This is a genomic window from Pseudazoarcus sp. NS34, from assembly GCF_059703725.1.
The window spans coordinates 23,435-46,373 of the sequence record NZ_BAAKIZ010000004.1 but is presented as its reverse complement, the minus strand read 5'-3'; the positions used below and the strand labels follow the sequence as shown (position 1 = coordinate 46,373).

Below are 22,939 nucleotides of genomic sequence, written 5' to 3'. Positions count from 1 at the left end.
GAGCATGAAGCTCAACGCAAAACGGGAGTCTGTTCCGTGCAGACCGACCCAGTGATCCAGACTGAAATCCTCATCATCGGTGCCGGTCCGGCCGGTGCCGTGGCGGCCGGCATGCTGCGCCAGCAGGGGCGGCAGGTGCTGATTCTCGAGCGCGAGGTCTTCCCGCGCTTTTCCATCGGCGAGAGCCTGCTGCCGCAGAGCATGGCCTACATCGAGGCGGCCGGCATGTTGCGCCCGGTGATTGAGGCCGGCTTCCAGTTCAAGAACGGCGCGGCCTTTGCGCGCGGCGACAAATACACCGCATTCGATTTCCGCGACAAGTTCTCCTGCGGCTGGGGCACCACCTTCCAGGTCGAGCGTGCGCGTTTCGACAAGGTGCTGGCGGATGCGGCGGCTGCGGCCGGTGCCGAGATCCGCTATCGCCACGAAGTCATCGCGGTGGACGTCGAAGGCGAGCGTCCGCGCGTGGTGGTGCGTTCGCCTGACGGCGAGACCTTCACCGTCGAGGCGCGTTTCCTGCTCGACGCCAGTGGCTTCGGTCGCGTGCTGCCGCGGTTGCTGAACCTTGAAACCCCGTCGGGTTTCCCGGCGCGCGGCGCGATCTTCACGCACCTGCAGGACAATGTTCCGCCGGGCGGCTTTGACCGCAACAAGATCCTGATCTCGGTGCATCCCGAGCATCAGGACGTGTGGTACTGGACGATTCCGTTCTCTGACGGTCGCTGCTCGCAGGGCGTGGTCGCCGAGGCGGCCTTTCTGGCGCGCTTCGAGGGCACGCCCGCCGAACGTCTGCAGCGCATCGTCGGCGAGGAGCCGCGGCTGGCGGGTCTGCTGGCCAACGCCGTGTGGGACACACCGGCGCGCGAGATCACCGGCTATTCGGCCAACGTCAAAGCGCTGTGGGGCAAGGGTTACGCGCTGCTCGGCAATGCCGGTGAGTTTCTCGATCCGGTGTTTTCCAGCGGCGTGACGATTGCCTTCAAGTCGGCCAGCCTCGCCAGCGAGTGCATCGCCCGCAGATTTGCCGGCGAGAGCGTGGACTGGCAGAAGGACTACGCCGCGCCGCTCAAGGCCGGCGTCGACACCTTCCGCGCTTTCGTCGAGGCCTGGTATTCCGGGGGCTTCCAGAAGATCATTTTCCACGAGGGACATTCGCCCGAAATCCGCCGCATGATCGCGTCCATCCTGGCCGGCTACGCCTGGGACCGCAGCAACCCCTATGTCGCCGAGTCGGTACGCCGCCTGGGTGTGCTGCAAGAGCTGTGTTCGGCGTGATGCGTCGGCTCGCTTTCTTCCTGTCGGTGTGTGCGGCGCTGTGGCTGTCGGCCTGCGCCAGCGTGCCGCGCGAGGCGGTGCGCCATGGCGACGCAGTGCCGCTGCTGCGCTTGGCGCCGGATGCGCTCGGGCACGAGCTGTTTGTGCAGCAACGCCTGAGCGTGCACGCCGGCGAGAAGGTGAAGACACTCGACGTGATGCTGGAGGTCGATGCAGCCAGCGTGCGTCTGGCCGTACTCGGCTTCGGTCAGACCGCGGCCCGGCTGGAGTGGGACGGCGTGGAAATGCGCGAATCGCATGCCGACTGGTGGCCTGCGGCGGTGCGCGGCGAGCGCATCCTGAATGACCTGCAACTCGTGCTGTGGCCGGTCGAGGCCATCCGCGGCGCCTTGCCCCAAGGGTGGACGCTGGACGCCACGGTGAATGGACGCGTGCTGCGTCAGGCCGGCGAGGCGGTGGTCCGCGTGGTGTATGTTTCGCCCTCGCATGCCGAACTGATGCACGAGCGGGATCGCTATCGCATCGTGATCGAGTCGGCGCAGGCAGGAGGGGCGTCTTGAGCGCGGTATTCATGAATGCGATGGGGGTGTTGTGCGCACTGGGCCGTTCGGCCGAGGAAGTGCGTGCGAACCTCTTCCGTGCCGATGCGCCGGGCGGGGTGGCCGAGACCGAACGCTACGCCGGCGGCCGCGTTCTGCCGCTGGGTTGCCTGCCGGACGGCCCCTTGCCGTCGCTGGAGCACCTGCCCGTGCGCCTGCGTAGTCGCAACAACGCCATGGCGGCGGCTGCGCTGGCGCAGATCCGTGCGCAGGTCGATGCGGCCATTGCGTGCTTCGGTCCGTCGCGCGTGGCCATCGTGCTCGGCACCAGCACCTCGGGTGCGGAAGAGGGCGAGCGCGCCGCGCGTGCGCTGAGCGAGAAGGGCGTCTTCCCCGCCGATTACGAATACGCCCAGCAGGAAATGGGCAGCGTCGCGCTGTTCATTGCCCGCGAACTGGGCGTGAGCGGGCCGGCCTATGTGATCTCGACGGCCTGTTCGTCCGGCGCCAAGGCGCTGGCTTCAGCCGCGCGCCTGCTGCGTGCAGGCATGGTCGATGCGGTGGTGGCCGGCGGCGTGGATGCCTTGTGCGCTTTTACCGTTGCCGGTTTCTCGGCGCTCGAATCGGTTTCGGCCAAACGCTGCAACCCGCTCTCGGCGAATCGCGACGGCATCAACATCGGTGAGGGCGCGGCGCTGTTCCTGCTCAGCCGTGACGAAGGTCCGCTGCGGTTGGCCGGCTGGGGCGAGAGTTCGGACGCGCACCACATGTCCGCCCCCGACCCCAGCGGTATCGGCGCGATGACGGCCATGCGCGGCGCGCTTGAGCGCGCCGGCCTGGCACCGGGCGACATCGATTACGTGAATCTGCATGGCACTGCCACGCGGCACAACGACGCGATGGAAAGCCTTGCCGTGGCCGAGGTGCTTGGCGCGAGCAGGCCCTGCAGCTCGACCAAGCCTCTGACCGGGCACACGCTGGCCGCCGCTGGCACCATCGAGGCGGCGATTGCGTGGATGACGCTGGTCGACAACCCCGAAGGGCGCCTGCCGCCGCATTGGTGGGACGGCGTGGTCGACCCCGACATCGCCGCCATCCGTCTGGTCGCTCCCGGCGAGGCGCTGGGCCGGCCGCTGCGTCACGTCCTCAGCAACTCCTTTGCCTTCGGCGGCAGCAATGCCAGCCTGGTGTTCTCTGCGGCCTGAATGCTCATGACCCATTCATCCAACCTTCCGCTCGAATCCTTTGTGCCGCATCGCGGCAGCATGCTGCTGCTCGACCGCATCGTGTCGGTGGACGAGGAGCGCGCGGTGGCCGAGGTCGAGCTGCGTCCGGACGGCCTGTTCGTGCGCGGCGATGCCGTGCCGGCCTGGGTCGGGGTGGAATACATGGCGCAGACCGTGGCAGCCTGGGCCGGAGGCCGCGCACAGCGTGCGGGCGAGCCGCCCAAGGTCGGCTTCCTGCTCGGCAGTCGTCGCTACGAATCCTCGGTGCCGGCTTTTCCCGTGGGCGCCTGCCTGCGCATCGAGGCCGAGTGCGAACTGGTCGGCGAGAACGGCCTCGGCATGTTTTCGTGCCGCATCCTGATCAACGGCGAGCCGGTGGCCAGCGCCAAGGTTTCCGTCTTCGAGCCGCCCGACGGCGCGGCCTTTCTCGATAATCCAGCCAAGAGCAGTTCCAATGTCTGATCAATCCTGCAGTTCCGGCACGGTGCTGGTCACCGGTTCGAGTCGTGGTATCGGCCGGGCGATTGCCCTGCGCCTTGCGCGCGAGGGCTACGACGTGGTGGTGCACTGCCGCTCCGGCGTGCAGCAGGCGGAGGAGGTCATTGCCGCCATCCGCGCGATGGGCCGTGAAGCGCGCCTGCTGCAGTTCGATGTGGCGGATCGTGCGGCCGCCGCCGCTGCGCTGGAGGCCGATGTCGAGGCGCATGGCGCGTACTACGGTGTGGTGTGCAACGCCGGCATCGCCTGCGACACGGCCTTCCCGGCGATGACCGGCGAGGAATGGGACAGCGTCATCCACACCAACCTCGACGCCTTCTACAACGTGCTGCACCCGCTGGTGATGCCGATGGTGCGTCGGCGCAAGCCGGGGCGCATCGTCACGCTGGCCTCGGTGTCGGGGCTGATGGGCAATCGCGGGCAGACCAATTACAGCGCGGCCAAGGCCGGCGTGATCGGCGCCACCAAGGCGCTGGCGGTCGAGCTGGCCAAGCGCGACATCACCGTCAACTGCGTTGCGCCGGGACTGATCGACACCGAAATGGTGTCGCCCGAGGTGCTCGAAGAAGCCATGAAGATAATCCCCGTGCGACGCATGGGGCGACCGGAGGAGGTGGCTGCTGCCGTCTCCTTCCTGCTGAGTGAAGATGCCGCCTACATCACGCGTCAGGTGATCTCGGTGAACGGAGGAATGATCGGATGAAGCGTGTCGTCGTAACCGGATTCGGCGCCATCAGCCCGCTGGGCCACGACTGGCCGACTGCGCGCGAGGCGCTGCGCGCTGCGCGCAACGTCGTGCAGGTGATGGAAGAATGGAAAGCCTATGAAGGGCTCAATACCCTGCTCGGCGTCACCGTGAAGCCTTTCGAGCTGCCTGCGCATTACACGCGCAAGACCATGCGCAGCATGGGCAAGGTGGCGCTGATGGGCACGCGTGCAAGCGAACTGGCGCTGATCGATGCCGGCTTGCTGGGCGCCGATATCGTGCGCGATGGCCGCATGGGCATCGCCTACGGTTCGTCGGCCGGTACGCCGGCGGCAGTCGGTGATTTCGCCTGCATGATCCGCGAGAAGAACACCGACGGCATCAACGCCAACACCTACATCAAGATGATGTCGCACACGGCGGCGGTGAACATCGGCGTGTTCTTCGGCATCACCGGCCGCATCGTCACTACGTCGAGCGCGTGCACGTCCGGTAGTCAGGGCATCGGCTACGCCTTCGAGGCCATCCAGGCCGGCAAGCAGGTGGCGATGCTGGCGGGCGGGGCGGACGAGCTGGATGCCACCGAAGCGGCCGTGTTCGACACCCTGTTTGCGACCAGCGTGAACAACGACCACCCGCAGGACAGCCCGCGCCCCTTCGATGCCGGGCGCGACGGTCTGGTGCTGGGCGAGGGTGCGGGCACGCTGGTGCTCGAAGAGCTCGAACACGCGCTGGCGCGCGGTGCGCGCATCCATGCCGAAGTGCTCGGCTACGGCACCAACAGCGACGGCGTGCACGTCACTCACCCCAGCCCAGCGACCATGGCACGGGCGATGGAGCTGGCGCTGGCGGATGCCGGCGTGACGCCGGACGACATCGGCTACATCTGCGCGCACGGCACGGCCACCGATCAGGGCGACATCGCGGAATCGACCGCAACCTTGCAGGTCATGGGCGGCGACATTCCGATCTCGTCGCTGAAGAGCTACATGGGCCATACCCTGGGTGCCTGCGGTGCGCTGGAGGCCTGGCTGTCGATCGAGATGATGCGCGAAGGCTGGTTTGCGCCCAACGTCAATCTGGTCGAGGTTGATCCGCGCTGTGCGCGGCTCGACTACATCACCGGCAGCGGACGCGAGTTGCAGACCGACATCGTCATGAGCAACAACTTCGCGTTCGGCGGCATCAATACGTCGCTGATCTTCCGGCGCTGGCCCCAGGCCTGATGCCATGCGGTTGCAAAGCCGTCGTGCCTGTCATATAAGGTCGGCAGCCGTTTTGGGTGCGCTGTGCTTGGCTCTCACGGCCCCTTCCCGATGAATCGAAGCCTTGCGAGGTATTGCCCGATGAAGCGCAATTTGATGGTCCTTTCCGCCTGCGGACTCCTGTCGACGCCCGTGTTGGCAGCGGACGTTCCCAATTACTTTCCGCTCGCCGCGGTGGTTGAAATGGGCATTGCCCAGGGCAAGCTCGACGGCAGCGTGTCCTTCTATCTGGAAGGTCAGCCCACGCCCAAGGTCCTCTCGCGCATGGGCGAGAACGTGTCGAACAAGAAGACCAACTCGTTTGGCAAGGACGCCATGACGGCCTGCAACTGGGCGGCTTTGTCCGCACTGATGGCGTTCGAGAACTCGGCCAAGCAGATGGGCGCCAACGCGGTGGTCGGCATGTACAGCTGGTACAAGCAGAAGGTGTTCAAGGACCCGGAGAACTATGAGTGTGCCGAGGGCGCCATCATGGCCGGCGTGACGCTCAAGGGTACCTACGCCAAGATCGCCAAGTAAGTTGGTGACACCCGCTGTCACGCTCGGGCTGAGTCGTATTTCGAGCGTGGCGGCGGAGGCCGAGGCGGCTGTGCCCGGCTGGCTTTCGGTGTCCGAACTCGGGCGTCTGGCGCAGATGCGCTCGGAGCGCCGCCGCGGCGAATTTCTGGCCGCGCGCCTCGCGCTACGCAGTCTTCTCGCCGCCGTGCATGGCGGCGATCCCTTGCGGGACTGGCCCTTGAATGCGCCGGTGAACGCGCCGCCGGAGCTGCTTTCTCCGCGCTCCAACTCCCCGATTCTTCTTGGTCTGAGCCACAGCGGTGATTGGCTGCTGTGTGCGATGGCGACAATCCCGGTCGGCGTAGATGTCGAGCGGGTCGGCCCGCTGCGCGATCACGCTGGTCTGAGCGGCATGGTGTGTTCGCCGGCCGAGCAGAGCCGTCTCGCGGCTTGCAGCCCGCACGATTTGCCTCGCCAGTTCACCACCTGTTGGGCACTCAAGGAAGCCTGGCTCAAATCGCGAGGAGAGGGCATTGCGTCGCGCCCGCTGCGGGACATTGAAACCGAGCCGCAGGCCACTGCAGCGAATGCGTGGCTGTGGCACCTCGACGAGGCGGTGCTGGCGCTGTGTCTGCCATCGGGTGTGCAGGCTGACATTTCGTGGACGCTCAGCGGCGAGGTGCCGCCCGAAGCGCCGGAGTGCTGGCGCGTAGCGGCGTCATGACCGTTTCAGCGCGTCTGCAGGGCTGAATGCATGCGGCGCAGCGCTTCGATCAGCGTGGCGCGCGGGCAGCCGAAGTTCAACCGCAGGAAGCCGGGCATGCCGAAAGGCGCGCCATCCGACAGGCCGACACCGGCGGCTTCGAAGAAGGCGGCGGGGTCGGCAAGGCCGGACTCGCGGCAGTCGATCCACGCCAGGTAGGTGGCTTCCGGGCGCGTTGTGCGCAGGCCGGGCATGCGGGCAATTTCGTTCATCACGAGATCGCAGTTTCCGCGCAGGGTGGCGAGCAGGGATTGACGCCAGGCGTCGCCATCGCGGTAGGCGGCTTCGGTGGCGACCAGGCCCAGCACGTTGGGCGTCGGCACGATGCCGCGCATGGCGCGCTCGAAGCGGCTGCGCAAGGCGGTGTCCGGGATGACTGCGAAAGAGCAGTACAGGCCCGGAATGTTCCAGGTCTTGGACGGCGCCATCAACGTGATGGTGCGGCGTGCGGCCTGCGCCGAGAGCGCGGCCAGCGGGCGGTGCGGGCGAGTCTGGTCGAGCACCAGGCCGCAGTGGATCTCGTCGGAGCAGATCACGAAGTCGTGGCGTTCGGCCAGCGCCACGATCCAAGCCAGTTCGTCGGCGTCGAAGACGCGGCCGGTCGGGTTGTGCGGGCTGCACAGCAGGAACAGCCGGGTGGCGTCGTCGAGTGCGGCTTCGGTTCCGGCTCGGTTCCACTCCCAGCGGCCGTTGCGTTCTTCCAGCGGCACGCTGACCAGCTCGCAGTCGTTGTTGGCGGGTGTGGCCAGGAAGGGCGGGTACACCGGCGTTGCGGTGAACACCTTCGAGCCGGCCGGCGCGACGGCGCGGCAGGCCAGATTCAGGCCGGTGACGACGCCGGGCAGCCACACCAGCCAGTCGGGCTCGATGTGCCAGTCGTGATCGCGCGCGAGGCCGTCGACCACGGCTTGGTGCAGTGACGGCCACGGGTGCGTGTAGCCGAACACGCCGTGGTCGATGCGGGCGCGCAATGCAGCGAGAACTTCCGGCGGGGCGGCGAAGTCCATGTCTGCGACCCACAGGGGAAGTATGTCGCGGCCGGCGTAGCGGCCCCATTTGTCACCAGGGACGCTGCGGCGGTCGATGATGTCGTCGAAATCGGTTGGCATGAACTGGATCAAGGTATTGCGGTTGAAAGGTTTTGGCTGCGGCCCATATACAATACCGCGGTTCATCGGCGCCCCGCGCCTGGAGGAAGCAAGTGCAGTTCGTGACCGCGCACCCCGACGGGGTTCTAGCGATCGATGCCGGCTACGGCCGGGAAGGTCTGGCAGCAATCCATCTCGTGATCCACCGCGGCCGCGCAGCCATTGTCGACGCCGGTACGACAACGTCGGTGCCGCGCGTGCTCGCGGCGTTGCAGGCCGCCGCGATCGATCCGGCCTGTGTCGACTGGTTGGTGTTGACGCACATCCATCTCGACCACGCGGCGGGTGCCGGCCTGTTGATGCAGTCGCTGCCGAACGCGAAGGTGCTGGTGCATCCGCGCGGCGTGCGTCATCTCGCAGATCCGACCCGCCTGTGGAGCGCGAATGCCGAGGTGTATGGCTCGGAGCGCGTGCTCGAACTGTACGGTGAGCCGGTGCCGATTCCCGTCGAGCGCATCGTTCCTGCCGAAGAGGGGCTGCGCATTGAGCTTGGCGAGCGCGTTTTCCGCGTGCTCGACACCCCTGGGCATACCCGCCACCACATCGCCTTGTGGGACGAGCAGGCGCACTCATGTTTCGTCGGGGATACCTTCGGCGTGTCGTATCGCCAGCTCGACCGCGATGGTCGCTGCTTCGTGTTCCCGTCCACCATGCCTTCGGAGTTCGACCCCGACGCTTTGCATGAATCCATCGACCGCATCGTCGCGATGCGCCCGGAAGCCATTTACCTCGGCCACTACAGCCGCGTGACCGGCGTTGAGCGGATTGCCGCCGATCTGCATCGGCTGATCGATGCCCAGGTGGCGGTGGCGCGCGCTGCGCGCGGCTACGGTATCAAGCGCCACGTCGAGATCCTTTCCGGCCTGGAGCAGATCGTGCGTGACGAGGTCGAGCGCCAGGGCGCGCCGATCGCCGATGACGAGGTGCTTGAGTTGCTGCGCACCGATCTCGACATGAATGCGCAGGGCCTGGGTATGTGGCTCGACAAGTGTTCCGAGCCGGCCGCCGCGTGAGCCGTCCGCAAACCCTTTCTGCAGACGTCGACCGCGCTCGCCGCTTCGGCGGAATCGCGCGCCTGTATGGTGAGCCTGTGCTCGATGCGCTCAAGCGCTCGCGTGCCTGTGTCATCGGAGTGGGCGGCGTCGGCTCATGGGCGGCGGAAGCGCTGGCGCGCAGCGGCGTTGGCCGCTTGCGGCTGGTTGATCTTGACCACGTTGCGGAATCCAACATCAACCGTCAGATCCATGCGCTGGAGCCCACGCTCGGTCAGGCCAAGGTGCTGGCGATGCGAGAGCGCATCCAGGCCATTGATGCCGGTGTCGAGATCGAAGCCGTGGAAGATTTCCTGACCGCAGAGAACGCCGTCGGACTGGTGGCGGGTTGCGATGTGGTGATTGACGCCATCGACAACGTGCGCGCCAAGGCGGCTCTGATTCTGGCCTGCCGCGATGCGGGTATTGCACTGGTGGTGTGCGGCGGCGCCGGCGGCAAGACCGATCCGGCGCGCATCCGCGTTGATGACCTGTCGCGTACCGAGCAGGACGCGCTGCTGGCCAAGTTGCGCAAGCGCTTGCGTACCGAGCACGGTTTTCCGCGCGATCCTCGGCGGCGCTTCGGCGTACTGGCGGTGTATTCCGACGAGCCCCCGCACATGCCGGACGCGGTGTGCGACGCCGGTCCGCAGGGGCTGGCCTGTGCCGGCTACGGTTCGAGCATGGCCGTGACCGCCAGCGTCGGGCTTTTTGCGGCGGCGCGCGCGCTTGACGCGCTCGTCAGCAAGGCAAGCCAATCTACGGAGGTGGGGCAATGAGCAAGTCGGCAATCATCCTGTTCGGCCACGGTGCGCGCGATCCCGAGTGGGCACGCCCGATGGAGCGAGTGCGCGACGCAGTGCGCGCCGCCGCCAGCGGCGTCGAAGTGGAGGTGGCGTTCCTTGAGTTCATGCAGCCGACCCTGGTCGATGCCATCGATTGCGTTGCGCGCGGAGGTGCCACGCAGGTCACTGTCGTGCCGATGTTTCTCGCCCAGGGTGGGCATGTGAAGAAGGACTTGCCGGTACTGCTCGATGAGGCGCGGGCGCTGCATCCGCACTGCAAGCTCGACTTGCTGGCGGCGGTCGGCGAGGCCGAACCGGTGGTCGCCGCAATGGCGGCCTACGCCCTGCAGGGCGCCCGGCAAACGGACTGAAGTGCGGGCCGCCGACGCGCCGCATTGCCGGCTAGAATGGCGGGCAACACGTTTTGTGACACTTCGATGACCAGTGCGCCCCCACCCGTTGAACGCCGAGCCAGCCGTCGCCTGACCATGGGGTCGGCGGCCCGTTTGATTGGCGAAGACGGGGTCGCCATTGATGTTGAATGCGTGGACATCTCGGTGGGTGGCATGACCCTGCGCGGCGACTATGTTCCGGGCGAGGGCGAGGTGGTGACGGTCGAGATTCCGACGCCGACCACCGGTTTGCCGCGTCCGCCGCTGGTTGCACGGGTGGAGGTCAAGCGCTGTCACCAGATCAGCGAAAAGCTGTACGAGATCGGTGGCGCGATTGTTGAAATCATCGGCTGAGGGCGGCTTCTCGCTGCGTCCGTCAGCGCGCGCAGCGAAGCCCGGCCGAAGTCTAGATACGTACATCCCACAGCGATGACCGCTTCTTGCGGCCGCCGCGCAGCATCATCCAGACCGCCAGCAGCGCGATCAGCGTGAAGCAGATCAGCGACCAGTTGGCGATCGTCAGGCCGAGAAAAGTCCAGTCGATCGCAGCGCAATCGCCCGCGCCGCGGAACATCATCGGCAGGGCTTCGCCCAGACCGAAGTTCTCCACCATGTATTCGAAACCCGGACCGCATTCGGCCAGCGAAGGCGGCTCACGCTGCAGTTTCGACTGCTGTGCCGCCACCACGCCGCCGGCGACCGCCGCGGACAGCAGCAAGCCGCCATACACCACGCTGCCTGCGCGGCCGGGGCCGTGCACGGTGCCGATCAGTGCGATGGCCGCGATGGCGACAAACGCATAGCGTTGCAGGATGCACATCGGGCAAGGCTCGAGGCCGACGACGTGTTGCAGATACAGGCCGTAGGCGAGCAGCGCGATGCAGGCCAGAAGCAGCAGGGCAAGAAGCTGGCGTGGCGTGAAGCGGGACATGGCGGCGGTTCCGTTGAAGTGTCGGGATTGTAGGGCATTGCCGCCCCGCGGGGTTTCAGCTGCCGTGGCTTTTATCTGCATTGGGCAATTCGTCGAGCAAATCGAGAAAGGCACGCGTGCGCGCTGGCATCAGGCGGCGCCCCGGAAAAACTGCCCATCCCCTGCCGCCCGGCGACGACCACTGCGGCAACACGCGCGTCAGGCGCCCTGCCTGCAGCGCCTCGTTTGCATAGTGCGCCGGCACCAGCGCGATGCCGCAGCCGGCACCGGCCAGGCCGAGCAGCATGTCGGGCGAATTGGCGGTGACGCGCGCGCGCGGCGCGACTTCGACGCGGCGCTTGCCGTCACACAGGTCCCACAGCCGTGGCTGGCCGTCTCGGCCCACCAGGCACAAGGCGTGATGGGCGGCGAGGTCTTCCGGTACCGCGGGGTGGCCGTGGCGAATCAGATAGTCGGGGGATGCGAACAGGGTCTGATCGAACACGCCCAGTGGCCGCGCGGCTAGCGTCGCGTCATCGGGCAGCTCGCTGAAACGCAACGCGAGATCGAAGTTCTCGCCGATCAGGTCAACGCGCCGTGGCGACAGGTCGAGATCCAGCGTGACTTCAGGGTAGAGCGCGATATAACGCGCCAGCACGTCGCGCAGGATCGAGTTGGCGTAGTCCGCCGGCATCGAGATGCGCAGCCGACCGGTCGGGCGTGCCCGGCGGTACTCGGCGAGATCATTGGCGGCGTCGACCTCGGCGGATACCTGACGGGCGTGGCCGATGATGCTGTGACCGAAGTCGGTGAGCGTCAGTTTGCGGGTGGTACGTTGCAGCAGGCGTTCGCCCAGCCGTTCTTCCAGATGGGTGAGGCGGCGTGACACCGTGGACTTGGGCAGGCCAAGGTGCTCGGCGGCACGCGTGAAGCTGCCCGTTTCGACGATTTGCGCGAAAACGAGCAGGTCATTCGGATCAATGGGGGGCGTTTGTTCCATGGGCGGAACAATCATATCCAGAATGGCGGCTTAATGCATTGATTGATCGTCAATACCATGAGTTCCGTAGCCCCATCCCCCACGGAGACGACCATGAACATCCTGCAGATCAACGCCAGCGCCCGTAGCGAAGGCTCCCAGTCCGCCCGCCTCGCCAGCCGCATCGTCGAGCGTCTGCTCGAGCGCCACCCGCAAGCCGCAGTTGCCGTGCGCGATCTGGCCGTCACCCCGCACCCGACCCTCGACGAACCGGCGCTGCAGGCACTCTTCACGCCGGCCGAACAACGCACGCCCGAGCAGGCTGCGCGTGTCGCGCTGGATGATCATCTGATTGCCGAGGTGCAGGCCGCCGACGTGCTGGTGATTGGCGTGCCGATGTACAACTTCTCGATTACCTCGCAGCTGAAGAACTGGGTGGACGCCGTCGCGCGTGCCAAGGTGACCTTCCAGTACACCGCCAACGGCCCCGAGGGTTTGCTCAAGGGCAAGACTGTGCATGTCGCGCTGACACGTGGAGGTTTTTACCGCGACACCGCGGCCGATACCCAGGTGCCCTACCTCAAGATGGTGCTGGGCTTCCTCGGCATGACCGACGTACGATTCATCTACGCCGAAGGCCTCGGCATGGGGCCGGAAGCGGTCGAAAAGGCATTTGCGGACGCCGAACAACAGGTGGAGGCCGCGCTCGCCTGAGCGCGGAACTGAGATGAGCACGAGCACCAAGAGTTTTACCGGCACCTTCAAACGTCTGATGTTCGGGCGCAGCGAAGCCGAACTGCACGCCGAGATCGACGCCATCGTGCCGAACCGCGAGGCGCTGGTCGAGGAGCGCGTCGAGCGGCCGCGCGGCGTCGAACGGCTGGTCACCGGCATGGCCACTTCCGATGGTGTTGGCGTCAAGCTCACACGCGTGCTCACTGACGACCTGCAGCAGCGCCTCGACCCTTTCCTGATGCTCGATGCCTTCCGCAGCGACAACCCGGACGACTACATCGGCGGCTTCCCGGACCACCCGCACCGCGGTTTCGAGACCGTCACCTACATGATCGCCGGCCGTCTGCGTCACCGCGACAGCGGCGGCAATGAAGGCCTGCTGGAGAACGGCGGCGTGCAGTGGATGACGGCCGGTAGCGGCCTGATCCACTCCGAACTGCCGGAGCAGCAGGACGGGCTGATGGAAGGTTTCCAGTTGTGGCTGAACCTGCCGTCGCGCGACAAGATGTGTGCACCCGGCTACCGCGATCTGAAGTCGGACGACATTCCGGCCTTCACGACCGCGGCGGGTGCGGCGGTGAAACTGGTGGCCGGCCACAGCCATGGCGTTGAAGGTGCCGTAGCGCGCGAGGTCACCGCTCCGCTGTATGCCGACATCGCGTTGCCGGCCGGTGCTCGCTTCGAGCAGGCACTGCCCGCGGAGCACAACGCCTTTTTCTATGTGTATCGGGGCGAGGTGACGGTGGGCGGCAAACGTGTGACATCCGGCCGCATGGCCATTCTCGACAACGCCGAAGCGGCGGACGGCGTGCGCATCGAAGCGGGCGAGAAGCCTGCCCGGGTGCTGCTGATCGCCGGCCGGCCACTCGGCGAGCCGATCGTGCAGCACGGGCCGTTCGTCATGAACACCGTCGACGAGATCCACCAGGCCGTCGAGGATTTTCGCGCCGGCCGCATGCGCTGAAGTCGTCCGGCTGCATCGGTTCCTTTCTCTTGAAATCGGACGTTACGTCCCGAGGTTCACAAACTGCGAGCGTCCCGTCAGGATGTTTGCAAGACCTTCAAGGTATGTGAACCGAGAATTTCATGAGGAGGATTTCATGACGGATCTGTATCCATCCCGTTGTGGCACCGAACCGGGCGTATTGACGCGCCAGGATCCGGTGGCCTGGCAGCCGTGGCAGCCCGGTTGCGGGCTGAGCGAAGCGCAGTACGCATCCTGGTGCCGCGACGGATTCCTGGTGCTCGACGGGCTCTTTGACGAAGCCGAGGTGGTCGGGCTGCAACACGAGCTCGAACGCCTGCGCCGCCGCGCCGACCTGGCAGGGCGGCCCGAATGTGTGGTCGAGCGTGACTCGCGGGCCCTGCGTTCGCTGTTCGCCGCGCATCGCCACAGCGCGCTGTACGCGCAGCTGATGCGCGACGAGCGCCTGCTCGGCATCGCCGAATTCCTGCTTGCCAGCCCGCTCTATGTCCACCAGTCGCGCGTCAACTTCAAGCCGGGTCTGGGGGGAGGCGGCTTCTACTGGCACTCCGATTTCGAGACCTGGCATACCGAGGACGGGCTGCCGCGCATGCGCACGCTGTCGGTCAGCGTGTCGCTGACCGAGAACACGACCTTCAACGGGCCGCTGATGCTGATTCCCGGATCGCACACCGAGTACATCCAGTGCGTAGGCGAAACCCCCGGCCATCACTACCGCCGCTCCCTGCAGCGTCAGGAAGCGGGGCTGCCCGATGCCGCGAGCATCGAGCGCATGGCCAAGCGCGGCATTCATGCCGCCACCGGGCGCCCCGGAACGGTCACGATTTTCGACTGCAATACCTTGCACGGCTCGGCGGGCAATCTGTCGCCGTGGCCGCGCTCGAATGTCTTCTTCGTCTACAACAGCGTCGAGAACCGGCCCGCGGCGCCGTTTGCCGCGGATGAGCCGCGCCCCTGGTACATCTGCGAACGAGAGGACTTCACGCCGCTGCAGGCCACGCGGCCGGACTATCGGCGTGCCGACGAGAGCCAGGCGGCCTGAGCAGACTCAGGCCCGCGCCAGCGCGATCAGACATTCGGCCTGCTCGCGCACCGGTTGAGGTATCGCGACGCGGCCGTCGAGCATGTCGCGGATCAAGGCCGCGTTCTCCGCTACGCCGGGCACATCCGGCAGTCCCGCCAGCGGCGGAGCGCCGCCTTCTTCGGCCGGCCAGCCTTCGCTGGCGACGCCATCCACGAACACTTCCATGCGCGGGCGCCGACGAGGGTTGGCGAAGGCTTCGCCCTCGGTGCCGCGCAGCAGCATGGCGATACCGCCATCGGCCCGCAGGAAGTCGTTCATGCGCTCCAGATACTCCGGATGCGTCACCGCCACCACGCGCACGCTGCGCCCCGGGCAGGGGTCGAGCAGCTTGGCCATGGTGTGGCCGCTGCCGCGCACGCCAAAGCGCAGGCGCAGCGACAGCAGCGTGGCCAGACCGGGCAGCAAGTCTTCGAGTCGCAGGCAACTGATGCGCGAAGTGGCCAGTTGCGTGGTGGCCTCCTTCGCGCTGGCGGCCGGCTGGATGTCGAGCGCCGCGAGCAGCTCGAAGGGGCTGACGCGGCTGTCGAAATCGTGCCGGCCCTGGATCAGCACCGGCACGCCTTCACGCGCAATCAGGTGCGCCAGCAGCGGCATCAGGTTGGCCTGGCGGCGCGCGCCGTTGTAGGTCGGCAGCACCACGCAGCGCGGGCCGTCGGGCACCTCGACGTGGGTGCAGCGCGCATCCATGGCGTGCTTGAAGCCGATGAGTTCGTCCAGCGATTCGCTCTTTACGCGCAGCGCGATCACGATGGCGCCGAGTTCGAGGTCGGGCACGGTGCCATCGAGCATGCCGCCGAACAGCCTTTCGGCGTCTTCGGCCGTGAGGGAACGCGCGCCCTTGGCGCCTCGTCCGATTTCCTTGATCATTGCGGGCAGGTTCATGGCGCAATTATCGGTTGTCGCCGTGGCGCTGCATAGCCATTGCTGCCCGTTGCGGGCGCAGGAATTCTGAGGGGTTTTCAATGAATGTCGGATTCATCGGCCTGGGCCTGATGGGGCGCCCGATGGCGCTCAACCTGATGCGCGCGGGGCATGCCCTGCGTGTGTGGGCGCGCCGGCCCGAGGCCATGCAGCCGCTACTCGACGCCGGCGCGACTGCCGGCACCAGTGCAGCCGACGTGGCGGCCGCTGTGGACGTGGTGATTACGGTGGTTGGCGACGGGCCGGATGTCGAGCGCGTCGCGCTCGGGCCGGACGGCATTGCCGACGGCGCGCGTCCGGGCCTCATCCACATTGACATGAGCACCATCTCGCCGGAGCTTACGCAGTCCATCGCCCAGCGCCTGCACGAGCGCGGCGTGAGCATGCTCGATGCGCCGGTGTCCGGCGGCGAGCCGGGCGCGATCAACGCCACGCTGACCATCATGGTTGGCGGCGAGGCCTCGGCCTTCGAATGCGTCAGACCGCTGTTCGCAGCCATGGGCAAGACCATTTCGCTGATCGGTGGCAATGGCGCCGGCCAGGTCGCCAAGGCCTGCAACCAGATCGTGACTGGCGTGGGTGTGGCGGCAGTGGCCGAGGCGCTGAACTTCGCGCGCAAGAGCGGCGTGGATGCCGGCGCAGTGCGCGAGGTGCTGATGGGCGGTTTCGCCGCCTCGCGCATTCTCGACGCGCACGGCGGCCGCATGGTCAAGCGCGACTTCCAGCCCGGCTTCAAGTCGTGGATGCACCAGAAGGACATGCGCATCGTGCTCGACGAGGCGCACCGCCTCGGCCTGCAATTGCCCACCGCGGCGGCGGCAGCGCAGCTCTACAACGCCATGGTCGGCAGTGGCCTGGGTGAAGAGGATTCGGTGGCGATGTTGAAGCTGTTTGAACGCATGAGCGGGGGAGAAGGGTGATGCGCGTCGGATTCATCGGACTGGGCGTGATGGGGCGCCCGATGGCGGAGCACGTGATGCACGCTGGCCACTCCCTGAACGTATGGGCGCGGCGGCCGGAGTCGCTTGACCCGCTCGTACAGCAGGGCGCCACCGCCTACGACACGCCGGCAGCGCTGGCGGCGGCGTGTGATGTGGTCATCACCATCATCACCAACAGCAAGGACGTCGAAGATGTGGCCTTCGGCGAGCGCGGGCTGGCGGCCGGTTTTGTGCGCGGTGCCGTGCACGTGGACATGAGCACGATTGCGCCGGATGCAGCGCGCGACTTTGCGCGACGTTATGCCGAACGGGGTGTCGATTGGGTCGATGCGCCAGTGTCCGGCGGCGAGCAGGCCGCGGTGCTTGGCACACTGGCGATCATGGCCGGGGCCAGCGAGGCGGCGTTCGAGCGTGTCCGCCCGCTGTTTGAATGCATGGGCAAGACCATCGTGCGCATCGGCGAGCCCGGTGCCGGGCAGGTCGCCAAGGCCTGCAATCAGATGGTCATGGTGTGCGCGCTGCAGGCCTGCGCCGAAGCCATGCATCTGGCACGCGCCCACAACGTCGATCTGGCTGCGGTGCGCACTGCGCTGCTGGGCGGCTCGGCGGCCTCGCGGGTGATGGAGGTGATGGGCGAGCGCATGGTCCAGCGCGACTTCTCGGCCGGCATCCAGGCGCGGCTGCACCACAAGGACTTCGGCATCCTGCTCAACGAGGCGGTGAAGATCGGCGCACCGCTGCCGATCGCGGCGCAGACCTGGCAGCAACTCAATGCGCTGATGAACCAGGGCTGGGGCTACGACGATACGTCGAGTCTGCTGAAGGTGCTGGAAGCGGCTACCGGGTCGGAAGCCTAACGCCTGAATTAAGCAGCATGCGACGCTGCTTCCAGTACTTCTAGCTTAACGTCCGCCAGGACATTGACCCATTGAGTCTCTGGGCCAAGAAGCAAACAGGTCCCCTGTGCTGTAGCAGCAGCTTGGACCTGCTGAAACCAGCGACCATAACTCCACTCCCGAGGTGGTGGAGTGCTGAGTGCGTGTTTGTCCGGGTCCCAGGCAATTTCCATTGCCTCACGATAGATAAACGGGAATTGCTGGGCGGTCGGTGTGATGTGCAAGCGGCCATGCTCATCGATCTCAATGGTGGCAACGAGATCGCTTTTCATGCTGCCTACCGCCGTTTTGACGCCGGCTCGGTGAAGCCCAGCGCACGAGAGATTTCCTGCGCCGTGCTGCGCACCAGCGGCGCCCAGTCACGCTTGAAGCGCTCCGACGGCGTGGACAGCGACAGGCCGGCGACCAGATCGCCGCTGTCGTCGCGGATGCCGGCGGCGATGCAGCGCACGCCCAGTTCTACTTCATCGAGGTCGAAAGCCACGTCGTGGCGGCGGGCTTCGGCGAGTTCGCGTTCGAGCTTGTCGAGATCGGTGATGGAGGCTGGCGTGCTGCCCGGCAGGCCGGTGCGCTTGGCGTAGTCGCGCACCTTGTCGCGCCCGTCCTCGACCAAAAAGAGTTTGCCCGAGGCGGTGGTGTGCAGCGGCGCACGCGCGCCGACGATGTGCACCACGCGCACCGACGAGCGGCCGCTGGAGGTGCGTTCGACGTACACCATGGCGTCGCCGTCGCGCATGCCGAGGTTCACGCTCTCGCCGGTTTCGTTGTGCAGTTTGAGCATGAACGGCATGGCCGTGTCGCGCAGCGAGATGCGTGATTTGACGATGTTGCCGAGTTCGAGCAGGCGGATGCCGAGGCGATAGGTGCCGCCATCGCCACGTTCGACGAAGCCGCTTTGTCCCATGGCGCCGAGGATGCGGTGGGCGGTCGAGGGGTGCAGGCCGCTTTCGAGCGCGATCTGTTTGAGCGGCACGGGGTCGGGGTGCGCAGCGAGTACGTCGAGCAGCGTCATCATGCGCTCGACAACCTGAATCGGGTTCTTGTTTTCCGCAGCTTGGATCACAGCAATACCGTGGGGATAAGCGTGTCCCGAGTGTAACCAAGGCATCTCGTTTCGCCTAGTGAAACAGGTTGCGCTTTACGGGTTATTGCGAGGTGTCGCGGCCAGGCCGCGCAGCTACCATGGCCGGCGACTTGCTGCTCGAAGCGCTTGCGCGCAGAGCACGATCCTTCCGGAGACGAGACATGAGCATCCGTATCGTGAACCTCGAGGGTGAATCCGTCGCCTCGAGCTTTCGCACGCCGTCGATCCCGCATGAGTGGATCGAGTATCCGCTGACCTCGCCGGAGCGGGTGGTCGAGCGCCTGCGTGACGCGCAGGTGGCGATCATCAACAAGGTGCGCCTGACGGCCGAACATCTGAAGCAGTTGCCTGGCCTGAAGCTGGTGGCGATTTCGGCCACCGGCACCGACAACATCGATCTTGCAGCGTGCCGCGAACGCGGCGTGGTGGTATCGAACGTGCGCGGCTATGCCGTCAACACCGTGCCCGAGCACGCCATTCTGTTGATGCTGGCGCTGCGCCGCAGTCTGCGGGCCTACAGCGACGACGTGAAGAACGGCCTGTGGGCCAGGAGCGAGAACTTCTGCCTGTTCGGGCATCCGGTGGGCGACCTGCACGGCGCCACGCTGGGCATCTTCGGGCGCGGCAGTCTCGGGCAGGGCGTAGCGCGGCTGGCCGAGGCTTTCGGCATGCGCATCCTGTGGGGCGAGCACCGCGGCGCGACGGCGCTGCGCGAGGGCTACACGGATTTCGTTACGGTACTGCGCGAGGCCGACGTGATTTCGCTGCATTGCCCCCTCAACGAGGCCACGCGTGGCATGATCGGCGCGGATGAACTGGCGATCATGAAACCCACCGCAGTGCTGGTGAACACCTCGCGCGGCGGGCTGGTCGACGAGCAGGCGCTGGCCGATGCGCTGCGCGCCGGGCTGATCGCGGGAGCCGGTTTCGATGTGTTGTCCAAGGAGCCGCCGCGCGACGGCAACCCCTTGCTTGAGCCGGGGATTCCGAACCTGATCGTGACGCCCCACATGGCGTGGGCCTCGGGCGCCGCGATGCAGGCCATGACCGATCAGGTGATCGACAACATCGAGGCTTTCGCGGCGGGTGAGCCGCGCAACCGGGTGATTTGATGCGCGCGGACCGTGAGATTGCGCGGGAATTGACCGGGGTCATCAGTCGCGTTCGACCGACTTGACCCGGCAGGGTGGAGTTGGGGTATTTTAACGGCCGGTCGAATCCATGTAAGTGAAAACCCGTACAGCCCTGCGCCGGCTTGGTGCCGGAACAGGGTTTTTTTCAGCCTGGCTTCGGCGCTGGATTACCCCGCAGTGTCGCGCGGCGAGCTCTCTGGAGGAGGGTGGCTGGCCGCGTGAAGTAGTCAAGCGCGCCCGGAATGATCCGGGCCGTGCGGTGGAAGAGGACGACAGGAAACCATAACAATGAGTCTTGCCCTGATCGTGATGCTGCCCTTTCTCGGGGCGGTATTGCCGGCACTGATGATTCGTGCCGGTCGCAATGCCTGTGCGCTTGCGACCGGGTCGGTCACGCTGCTGGCGTTTGCGTTGCTGTTGACCCACGCGCCCGCGGTGTTCCGTGGCGAGGTGATCCAGGCCGGCTGGAGCTGGTTGCCGGAGCTGGGTCTCAACGTCAATTTCTTTCTGGATGGGCTCGGCCTGCTGTTTGCCGGGCTGATCCTCGGCATCGGCCTGCTGATCATCACCTACGCGCGGTTCTACCTCGCGAAGGAAGACCCGATGGGTAATTTCTATACCTATCTGCTGCTCTTCCAGGGGGCCATGGTCGGCATTGTGCTGTCCGACAACATCCTGCTGCTGCTGATTTTCTGGGAGTTGACGAGTCTCGCGTCCTTCCTGCTGATCGGTTACTGGAAGCATCTTCCGGAAGGCCGGCAGGGCGCGCGCATGGCGCTGGCCATCACCGGTGGCGGTGGTCTGGCGATGATTGCCGGCATGCTGATCCTCGGCGACATCGTCGGTTCCTACGACCTGAGCATCATCCTCAATCATGGCGAGGCCATCCAGGCATCGCCGATGTACGTGCCGGCGCTGATCCTGATCTTGATCGGCTGTTTCACCAAGAGCGCTCAGTTCCCGTTCCACTTCTGGCTGCCGCACGCCATGGCCGCGCCCACGCCGGTGTCGGCCTACCTGCACTCGGCCACCATGGTGAAGGCCGGCATCTTCCTGCTGGCGCGCATGTGGCCGGCGCTGTCGGGCACCGACTGGTGGTTCTATCTGGTAGCGACGACGGGTCTGGCGACCATGGTGATTGCCGCCTGCATCGCGTTGTTCAAGGATGACCTGAAAGGCCTGCTGGCCTTTTCGACGGTCAGCCACCTCGGGCTGGTGACCTTCCTGTTTGGCCTGGCTACGCCGATGGCCGCGGTGGCCGGGGTGTTCCACATCCTCAACCACGCCACCTTCAAGGCGGCGCTGTTCATGAACGCCGGCATCATCGACCACGAAGCCGGCACGCGCGACATCAAACGTCTGGGCGGCCTGATGTTTCTGATGCCGCTGTCCGGCACGCTGGCGATGATCGCCGCGGCCTCGATGGCCGGCATGCCCTTGTTCAACGGTTTCCTGTCCAAGGAAATGATGCTCGACGAGGCCTGGAAAGCGAGCTGGCTGGGTCAGGGCTGGGTGATTCCGCTGTTTGCCACGCTCGGCGCGGTGTTCTCGGTGGCGTATTCCTTCCGCTACATCGTGCACGTCTATTTCGGCCCCAAGCGCACGGACTACCCGAGCAAGCCGCATGACCCGCCGATGGGCATGTCGCTGCCGCCGATGTTGTTGGTGGTGTTGGTGGTGCTGATCGGTCTGTTCCCCGAGACCATTGCCGGCCCGCTGGTGCGTGTGACCGCGGGCGCCGTGATCGGCGGCGCGGTGCCGGACTTCTATCTGTCGATCTGGCACGGTTTCACGCCGGCCTTGTTCATGTCCATGGCGGCGGTCGCCATCGGTCTGTTCGCGCTGTGGCGCTACACCAACGTTCGCGCGATCTGGCAGGCCGGGCCGCATCCGGACGCCAAGGCCATGTTCTTCTGCGCCATCAATGCGATGGTGCGGCTGAGCCAGAAAACGGTGCTCAGCCTGCACAACGGCTCGCTGCAGCGCTACATGGCGTTCATGATTGGCGGCACCGTGATCATCGGCTTCGTGACCTTCCTGACGCACGAACACGGTGCAGGTACTCGCGAATCCATCGCCATCACGCCAGTGGCTGCGGTCGGCTGGCTGTTGCTGGTGGGCTGCTGCGTGGCCTCGGTGTGCATGCACCGCAGCCGTCTGCTGGCCTTGCTGTCGGTGGGCGTCGTGGGCCTGATCGTGTCGGTCGGCTTCCTGTACTTCTCGGCGCCCGATCTGGCGCTGACGCAGATTTCGGTCGAAGTCGTTACGGTCATCCTGATCCTGCTGGCCTTGTATTTCATGCCCAAAGAGACGCCGCGCGAGAGCAGCGGCGGCCGCAAGCTGCGTGACGGCGCGATTGCCTCGCTGGCTGGCGTAGGCGTTGCCGGGCTGGCCTGGGCTGTGCTTTCACGCGACTACGAGAGCCTGTCGGCCTACTACCTGAACCAGTCGGTGCCGGGCGGTGGTGGCACCAACGTGGTCAACGTCATCCTGGTGGACTTCCGCGGCTTCGATACCTTCGGCGAAATCATCGTGCTCGGCATCGCAGGGCTGGCGATCTTCGCCTTGCTCGACGGCCTGATGCGCGGCGACCTCGGCGGCAAGCTCAGTTCGTGGGCGCCGGACATGCCGTTGTCGGCTGATCGCCATCCGCTGATCATGGTGGTGGCCACCCGCATCATGTTGCCGCTGGCCATGATGGTTGCCGCCTACATCTTCCTGCGCGGTCACAACTCGCCGGGCGGCGGCTTCATCGCCGGTCTGGTAGCGTCCATCGCCTTGCTGCTGCAATACATGGCCAGCGGTTACGCCTGGGCGGCACAGCGCATGCGCATCGACTATCACGCCATGATCGGCGCCGGTGTGCTGATCGCGGCCGCTACCGGCATTGCCGCGATGGTGATGGACTACCCGTTCCTGACCAGCGCCTTCACGTATCTGAACTGGCCGGTGGTCGGCAAGTTCGAGATCGCCAGCGCGATTGCCTTCGACGTGGGCGTGTTCCTGACGGTGGTTGGCGCCGTGATGCTGATGCTCGCCAACCTGTCGCGCCTGGGACGCCGGGTCGGCAAGCAGCCCGTGAATACCGAGCCGATGGACATCAACCCATCGCGCCTTGCCGCGCCCGCCGCGGGGGAGAACTGAC

25 protein-coding genes are annotated in these 22,939 nt (G+C 66.2%); 19 read left to right on the top strand and 6 right to left on the bottom strand.

The features are described 5' to 3' along the window. Positions 1 to 36: 36 nt before the first annotated feature. The 8 genes from AC6H0N_RS13520 to AC6H0N_RS13485 all read left to right on the top strand — a co-directional run bounded on the left by AC6H0N_RS13520 (position 37) and on the right by AC6H0N_RS13485 (position 6,731). Entirely contained in the window at positions 37 to 1,275 is a 1,239-nt protein-coding gene (locus AC6H0N_RS13520) for an NAD(P)/FAD-dependent oxidoreductase (protein WP_497574650.1), read from the top strand. Beyond that, positions 1,275 to 1,835, top strand: coding sequence for a DUF3261 domain-containing protein (locus AC6H0N_RS13515; protein WP_497575027.1), 561 nt, complete (start codon positions 1,275 to 1,277; stop codon positions 1,833 to 1,835). Before AC6H0N_RS13520 ends, AC6H0N_RS13515 begins: the two co-directional genes overlap by 1 nt. Then, positions 1,832 to 3,019: a beta-ketoacyl-ACP synthase gene (locus AC6H0N_RS13510; protein WP_497574649.1), complete on the top strand. Its 1,188-nt coding sequence runs from the start codon at positions 1,832 to 1,834 to the stop codon at positions 3,017 to 3,019. The genes AC6H0N_RS13515 and AC6H0N_RS13510 overlap by 4 nt, the downstream gene beginning before the upstream one ends. A gap of 6 nt (positions 3,020 to 3,025) precedes the next feature. Next, on the top strand, positions 3,026 to 3,502 hold the full coding sequence (locus tag AC6H0N_RS13505) for a hotdog family protein (protein WP_497574648.1): 477 nt from the start codon (positions 3,026 to 3,028) through the stop codon (positions 3,500 to 3,502). Then, positions 3,495 to 4,241, top strand: coding sequence for a 3-oxoacyl-ACP reductase FabG (gene fabG / locus AC6H0N_RS13500; protein ID WP_497574647.1), 747 nt, complete (start codon positions 3,495 to 3,497; stop codon positions 4,239 to 4,241). The genes AC6H0N_RS13505 and fabG overlap by 8 nt, the downstream gene beginning before the upstream one ends. Continuing rightward, complete coding sequence (locus AC6H0N_RS13495) at positions 4,238 to 5,470, top strand: beta-ketoacyl-ACP synthase (RefSeq protein WP_497574646.1); 1,233 nt, start codon at positions 4,238 to 4,240, stop codon at positions 5,468 to 5,470. Before fabG ends, AC6H0N_RS13495 begins: the two co-directional genes overlap by 4 nt. 120 nt (positions 5,471 to 5,590) lie before the next feature. Then, the gene (locus AC6H0N_RS13490; protein ID WP_497574645.1) at positions 5,591 to 6,028 is read left to right on the top strand and encodes a hypothetical protein; all 438 of its coding nucleotides are present in this window, start codon (positions 5,591 to 5,593) and stop codon (positions 6,026 to 6,028) included. A gap of 4 nt (positions 6,029 to 6,032) precedes the next feature. After that, positions 6,033 to 6,731, top strand: a complete 699-nt coding sequence (locus AC6H0N_RS13485; RefSeq protein WP_497574644.1) for a 4'-phosphopantetheinyl transferase family protein — start codon at positions 6,033 to 6,035, stop codon at positions 6,729 to 6,731. 5 nt (positions 6,732 to 6,736) lie between these two features. Here the strand turns inward: AC6H0N_RS13485 and AC6H0N_RS13480 are convergent, their stop codons facing one another. Next, positions 6,737 to 7,879, bottom strand: a complete 1,143-nt coding sequence (locus AC6H0N_RS13480) for a MalY/PatB family protein (RefSeq protein ID WP_497575026.1) — start codon at positions 7,877 to 7,879, stop codon at positions 6,737 to 6,739. A gap of 92 nt (positions 7,880 to 7,971) precedes the next feature. On the opposite strand from AC6H0N_RS13480, the gene AC6H0N_RS13475 reads away from it, so the two are divergent. From AC6H0N_RS13475 to AC6H0N_RS13460, 4 genes are all read left to right on the top strand, one after another. Continuing rightward, positions 7,972 to 8,931: an MBL fold metallo-hydrolase gene (locus AC6H0N_RS13475; protein ID WP_497574643.1), complete on the top strand. Its 960-nt coding sequence runs from the start codon at positions 7,972 to 7,974 to the stop codon at positions 8,929 to 8,931. Further along, positions 8,928 to 9,728 (top strand): tRNA threonylcarbamoyladenosine dehydratase, encoded by an 801-nt coding sequence (locus AC6H0N_RS13470; RefSeq protein ID WP_497574642.1) that lies wholly within the window; start codon positions 8,928 to 8,930, stop codon positions 9,726 to 9,728. Before AC6H0N_RS13475 ends, AC6H0N_RS13470 begins: the two co-directional genes overlap by 4 nt. Next, complete coding sequence (locus AC6H0N_RS13465) at positions 9,725 to 10,105, top strand: sirohydrochlorin chelatase (RefSeq protein ID WP_497574641.1); 381 nt, start codon at positions 9,725 to 9,727, stop codon at positions 10,103 to 10,105. The genes AC6H0N_RS13470 and AC6H0N_RS13465 overlap by 4 nt, the downstream gene beginning before the upstream one ends. 66 nt (positions 10,106 to 10,171) lie before the next feature. After that, on the top strand, positions 10,172 to 10,480 hold the full coding sequence (locus tag AC6H0N_RS13460; RefSeq protein ID WP_497574640.1) for a PilZ domain-containing protein: 309 nt from the start codon (positions 10,172 to 10,174) through the stop codon (positions 10,478 to 10,480). 52 nt (positions 10,481 to 10,532) lie between these two features. On the opposite strand, the gene AC6H0N_RS13455 is transcribed toward AC6H0N_RS13460, so the two are convergent. Further along, positions 10,533 to 11,057, bottom strand: coding sequence for a disulfide bond formation protein B (locus AC6H0N_RS13455; protein WP_497574639.1), 525 nt, complete (start codon positions 11,055 to 11,057; stop codon positions 10,533 to 10,535). 55 nt (positions 11,058 to 11,112) lie between these two features. Further along, entirely contained in the window at positions 11,113 to 12,036 is a 924-nt protein-coding gene (locus AC6H0N_RS13450) for a LysR family transcriptional regulator (RefSeq protein WP_497574638.1), read from the bottom strand. A 93-nt stretch (positions 12,037 to 12,129) separates the two neighbouring features. Between AC6H0N_RS13450 and AC6H0N_RS13445 the strand changes: the two genes are divergently transcribed. The 3 genes from AC6H0N_RS13445 to thpD all read left to right on the top strand — a co-directional run bounded on the left by AC6H0N_RS13445 (position 12,130) and on the right by thpD (position 14,777). Continuing rightward, positions 12,130 to 12,729, top strand: coding sequence for an FMN-dependent NADH-azoreductase (locus AC6H0N_RS13445; protein WP_497574637.1), 600 nt, complete (start codon positions 12,130 to 12,132; stop codon positions 12,727 to 12,729). A 178-nt stretch (positions 12,730 to 12,907) separates the two neighbouring features. Next, positions 12,908 to 13,714, top strand: a complete 807-nt coding sequence (locus AC6H0N_RS13440) for a pirin family protein (RefSeq protein WP_497575025.1) — start codon at positions 12,908 to 12,910, stop codon at positions 13,712 to 13,714. A 136-nt stretch (positions 13,715 to 13,850) separates the two neighbouring features. After that, the gene (gene thpD / locus AC6H0N_RS13435; RefSeq protein ID WP_497574636.1) at positions 13,851 to 14,777 is read left to right on the top strand and encodes an ectoine hydroxylase; all 927 of its coding nucleotides are present in this window, start codon (positions 13,851 to 13,853) and stop codon (positions 14,775 to 14,777) included. Positions 14,778 to 14,783: 6 nt separating this feature from the next. Here thpD and ybiB read toward each other — a convergent pair whose 3' ends face one another. After that, on the bottom strand, positions 14,784 to 15,701 hold the full coding sequence (gene ybiB, locus AC6H0N_RS13430; protein ID WP_497574635.1) for a DNA-binding protein YbiB: 918 nt from the start codon (positions 15,699 to 15,701) through the stop codon (positions 14,784 to 14,786). Positions 15,702 to 15,781: 80 nt separating this feature from the next. Between ybiB and AC6H0N_RS13425 the strand changes: the two genes are divergently transcribed. Together AC6H0N_RS13425 and AC6H0N_RS13420 are read left to right on the top strand one after the other, a co-directional pair. Further along, entirely contained in the window at positions 15,782 to 16,660 is an 879-nt protein-coding gene (locus AC6H0N_RS13425) for a 2-hydroxy-3-oxopropionate reductase (RefSeq protein ID WP_497574634.1), read from the top strand. Beyond that, on the top strand, positions 16,660 to 17,538 hold the full coding sequence (locus tag AC6H0N_RS13420; protein WP_497574633.1) for an NAD(P)-dependent oxidoreductase: 879 nt from the start codon (positions 16,660 to 16,662) through the stop codon (positions 17,536 to 17,538). Before AC6H0N_RS13425 ends, AC6H0N_RS13420 begins: the two co-directional genes overlap by 1 nt. An 8-nt stretch (positions 17,539 to 17,546) precedes the next feature. Here the strand turns inward: AC6H0N_RS13420 and AC6H0N_RS13415 are convergent, their stop codons facing one another. Both AC6H0N_RS13415 and AC6H0N_RS13410 read right to left on the bottom strand, forming a co-directional pair. Then, complete coding sequence (locus AC6H0N_RS13415) at positions 17,547 to 17,849, bottom strand: hypothetical protein (RefSeq protein ID WP_497574632.1); 303 nt, start codon at positions 17,847 to 17,849, stop codon at positions 17,547 to 17,549. Positions 17,850 to 17,854: 5 nt separating this feature from the next. Beyond that, a complete protein-coding gene (locus AC6H0N_RS13410) occupies positions 17,855 to 18,592 on the bottom strand; it encodes an IclR family transcriptional regulator (RefSeq protein WP_497575024.1) in 738 nt (245 codons plus the stop codon). 230 nt (positions 18,593 to 18,822) lie between these two features. Between AC6H0N_RS13410 and AC6H0N_RS13405 the strand changes: the two genes are divergently transcribed. Together AC6H0N_RS13405 and AC6H0N_RS13400 are read left to right on the top strand one after the other, a co-directional pair. Further along, a complete protein-coding gene (locus AC6H0N_RS13405) occupies positions 18,823 to 19,773 on the top strand; it encodes a D-2-hydroxyacid dehydrogenase (protein WP_497574631.1) in 951 nt (316 codons plus the stop codon). Between the two features lie 309 nt (positions 19,774 to 20,082). Further along, entirely contained in the window at positions 20,083 to 22,938 is a 2,856-nt protein-coding gene (locus AC6H0N_RS13400) for a monovalent cation/H+ antiporter subunit A (RefSeq protein ID WP_497574630.1), read from the top strand. Position 22,939 lies beyond the last annotated feature (1 nt).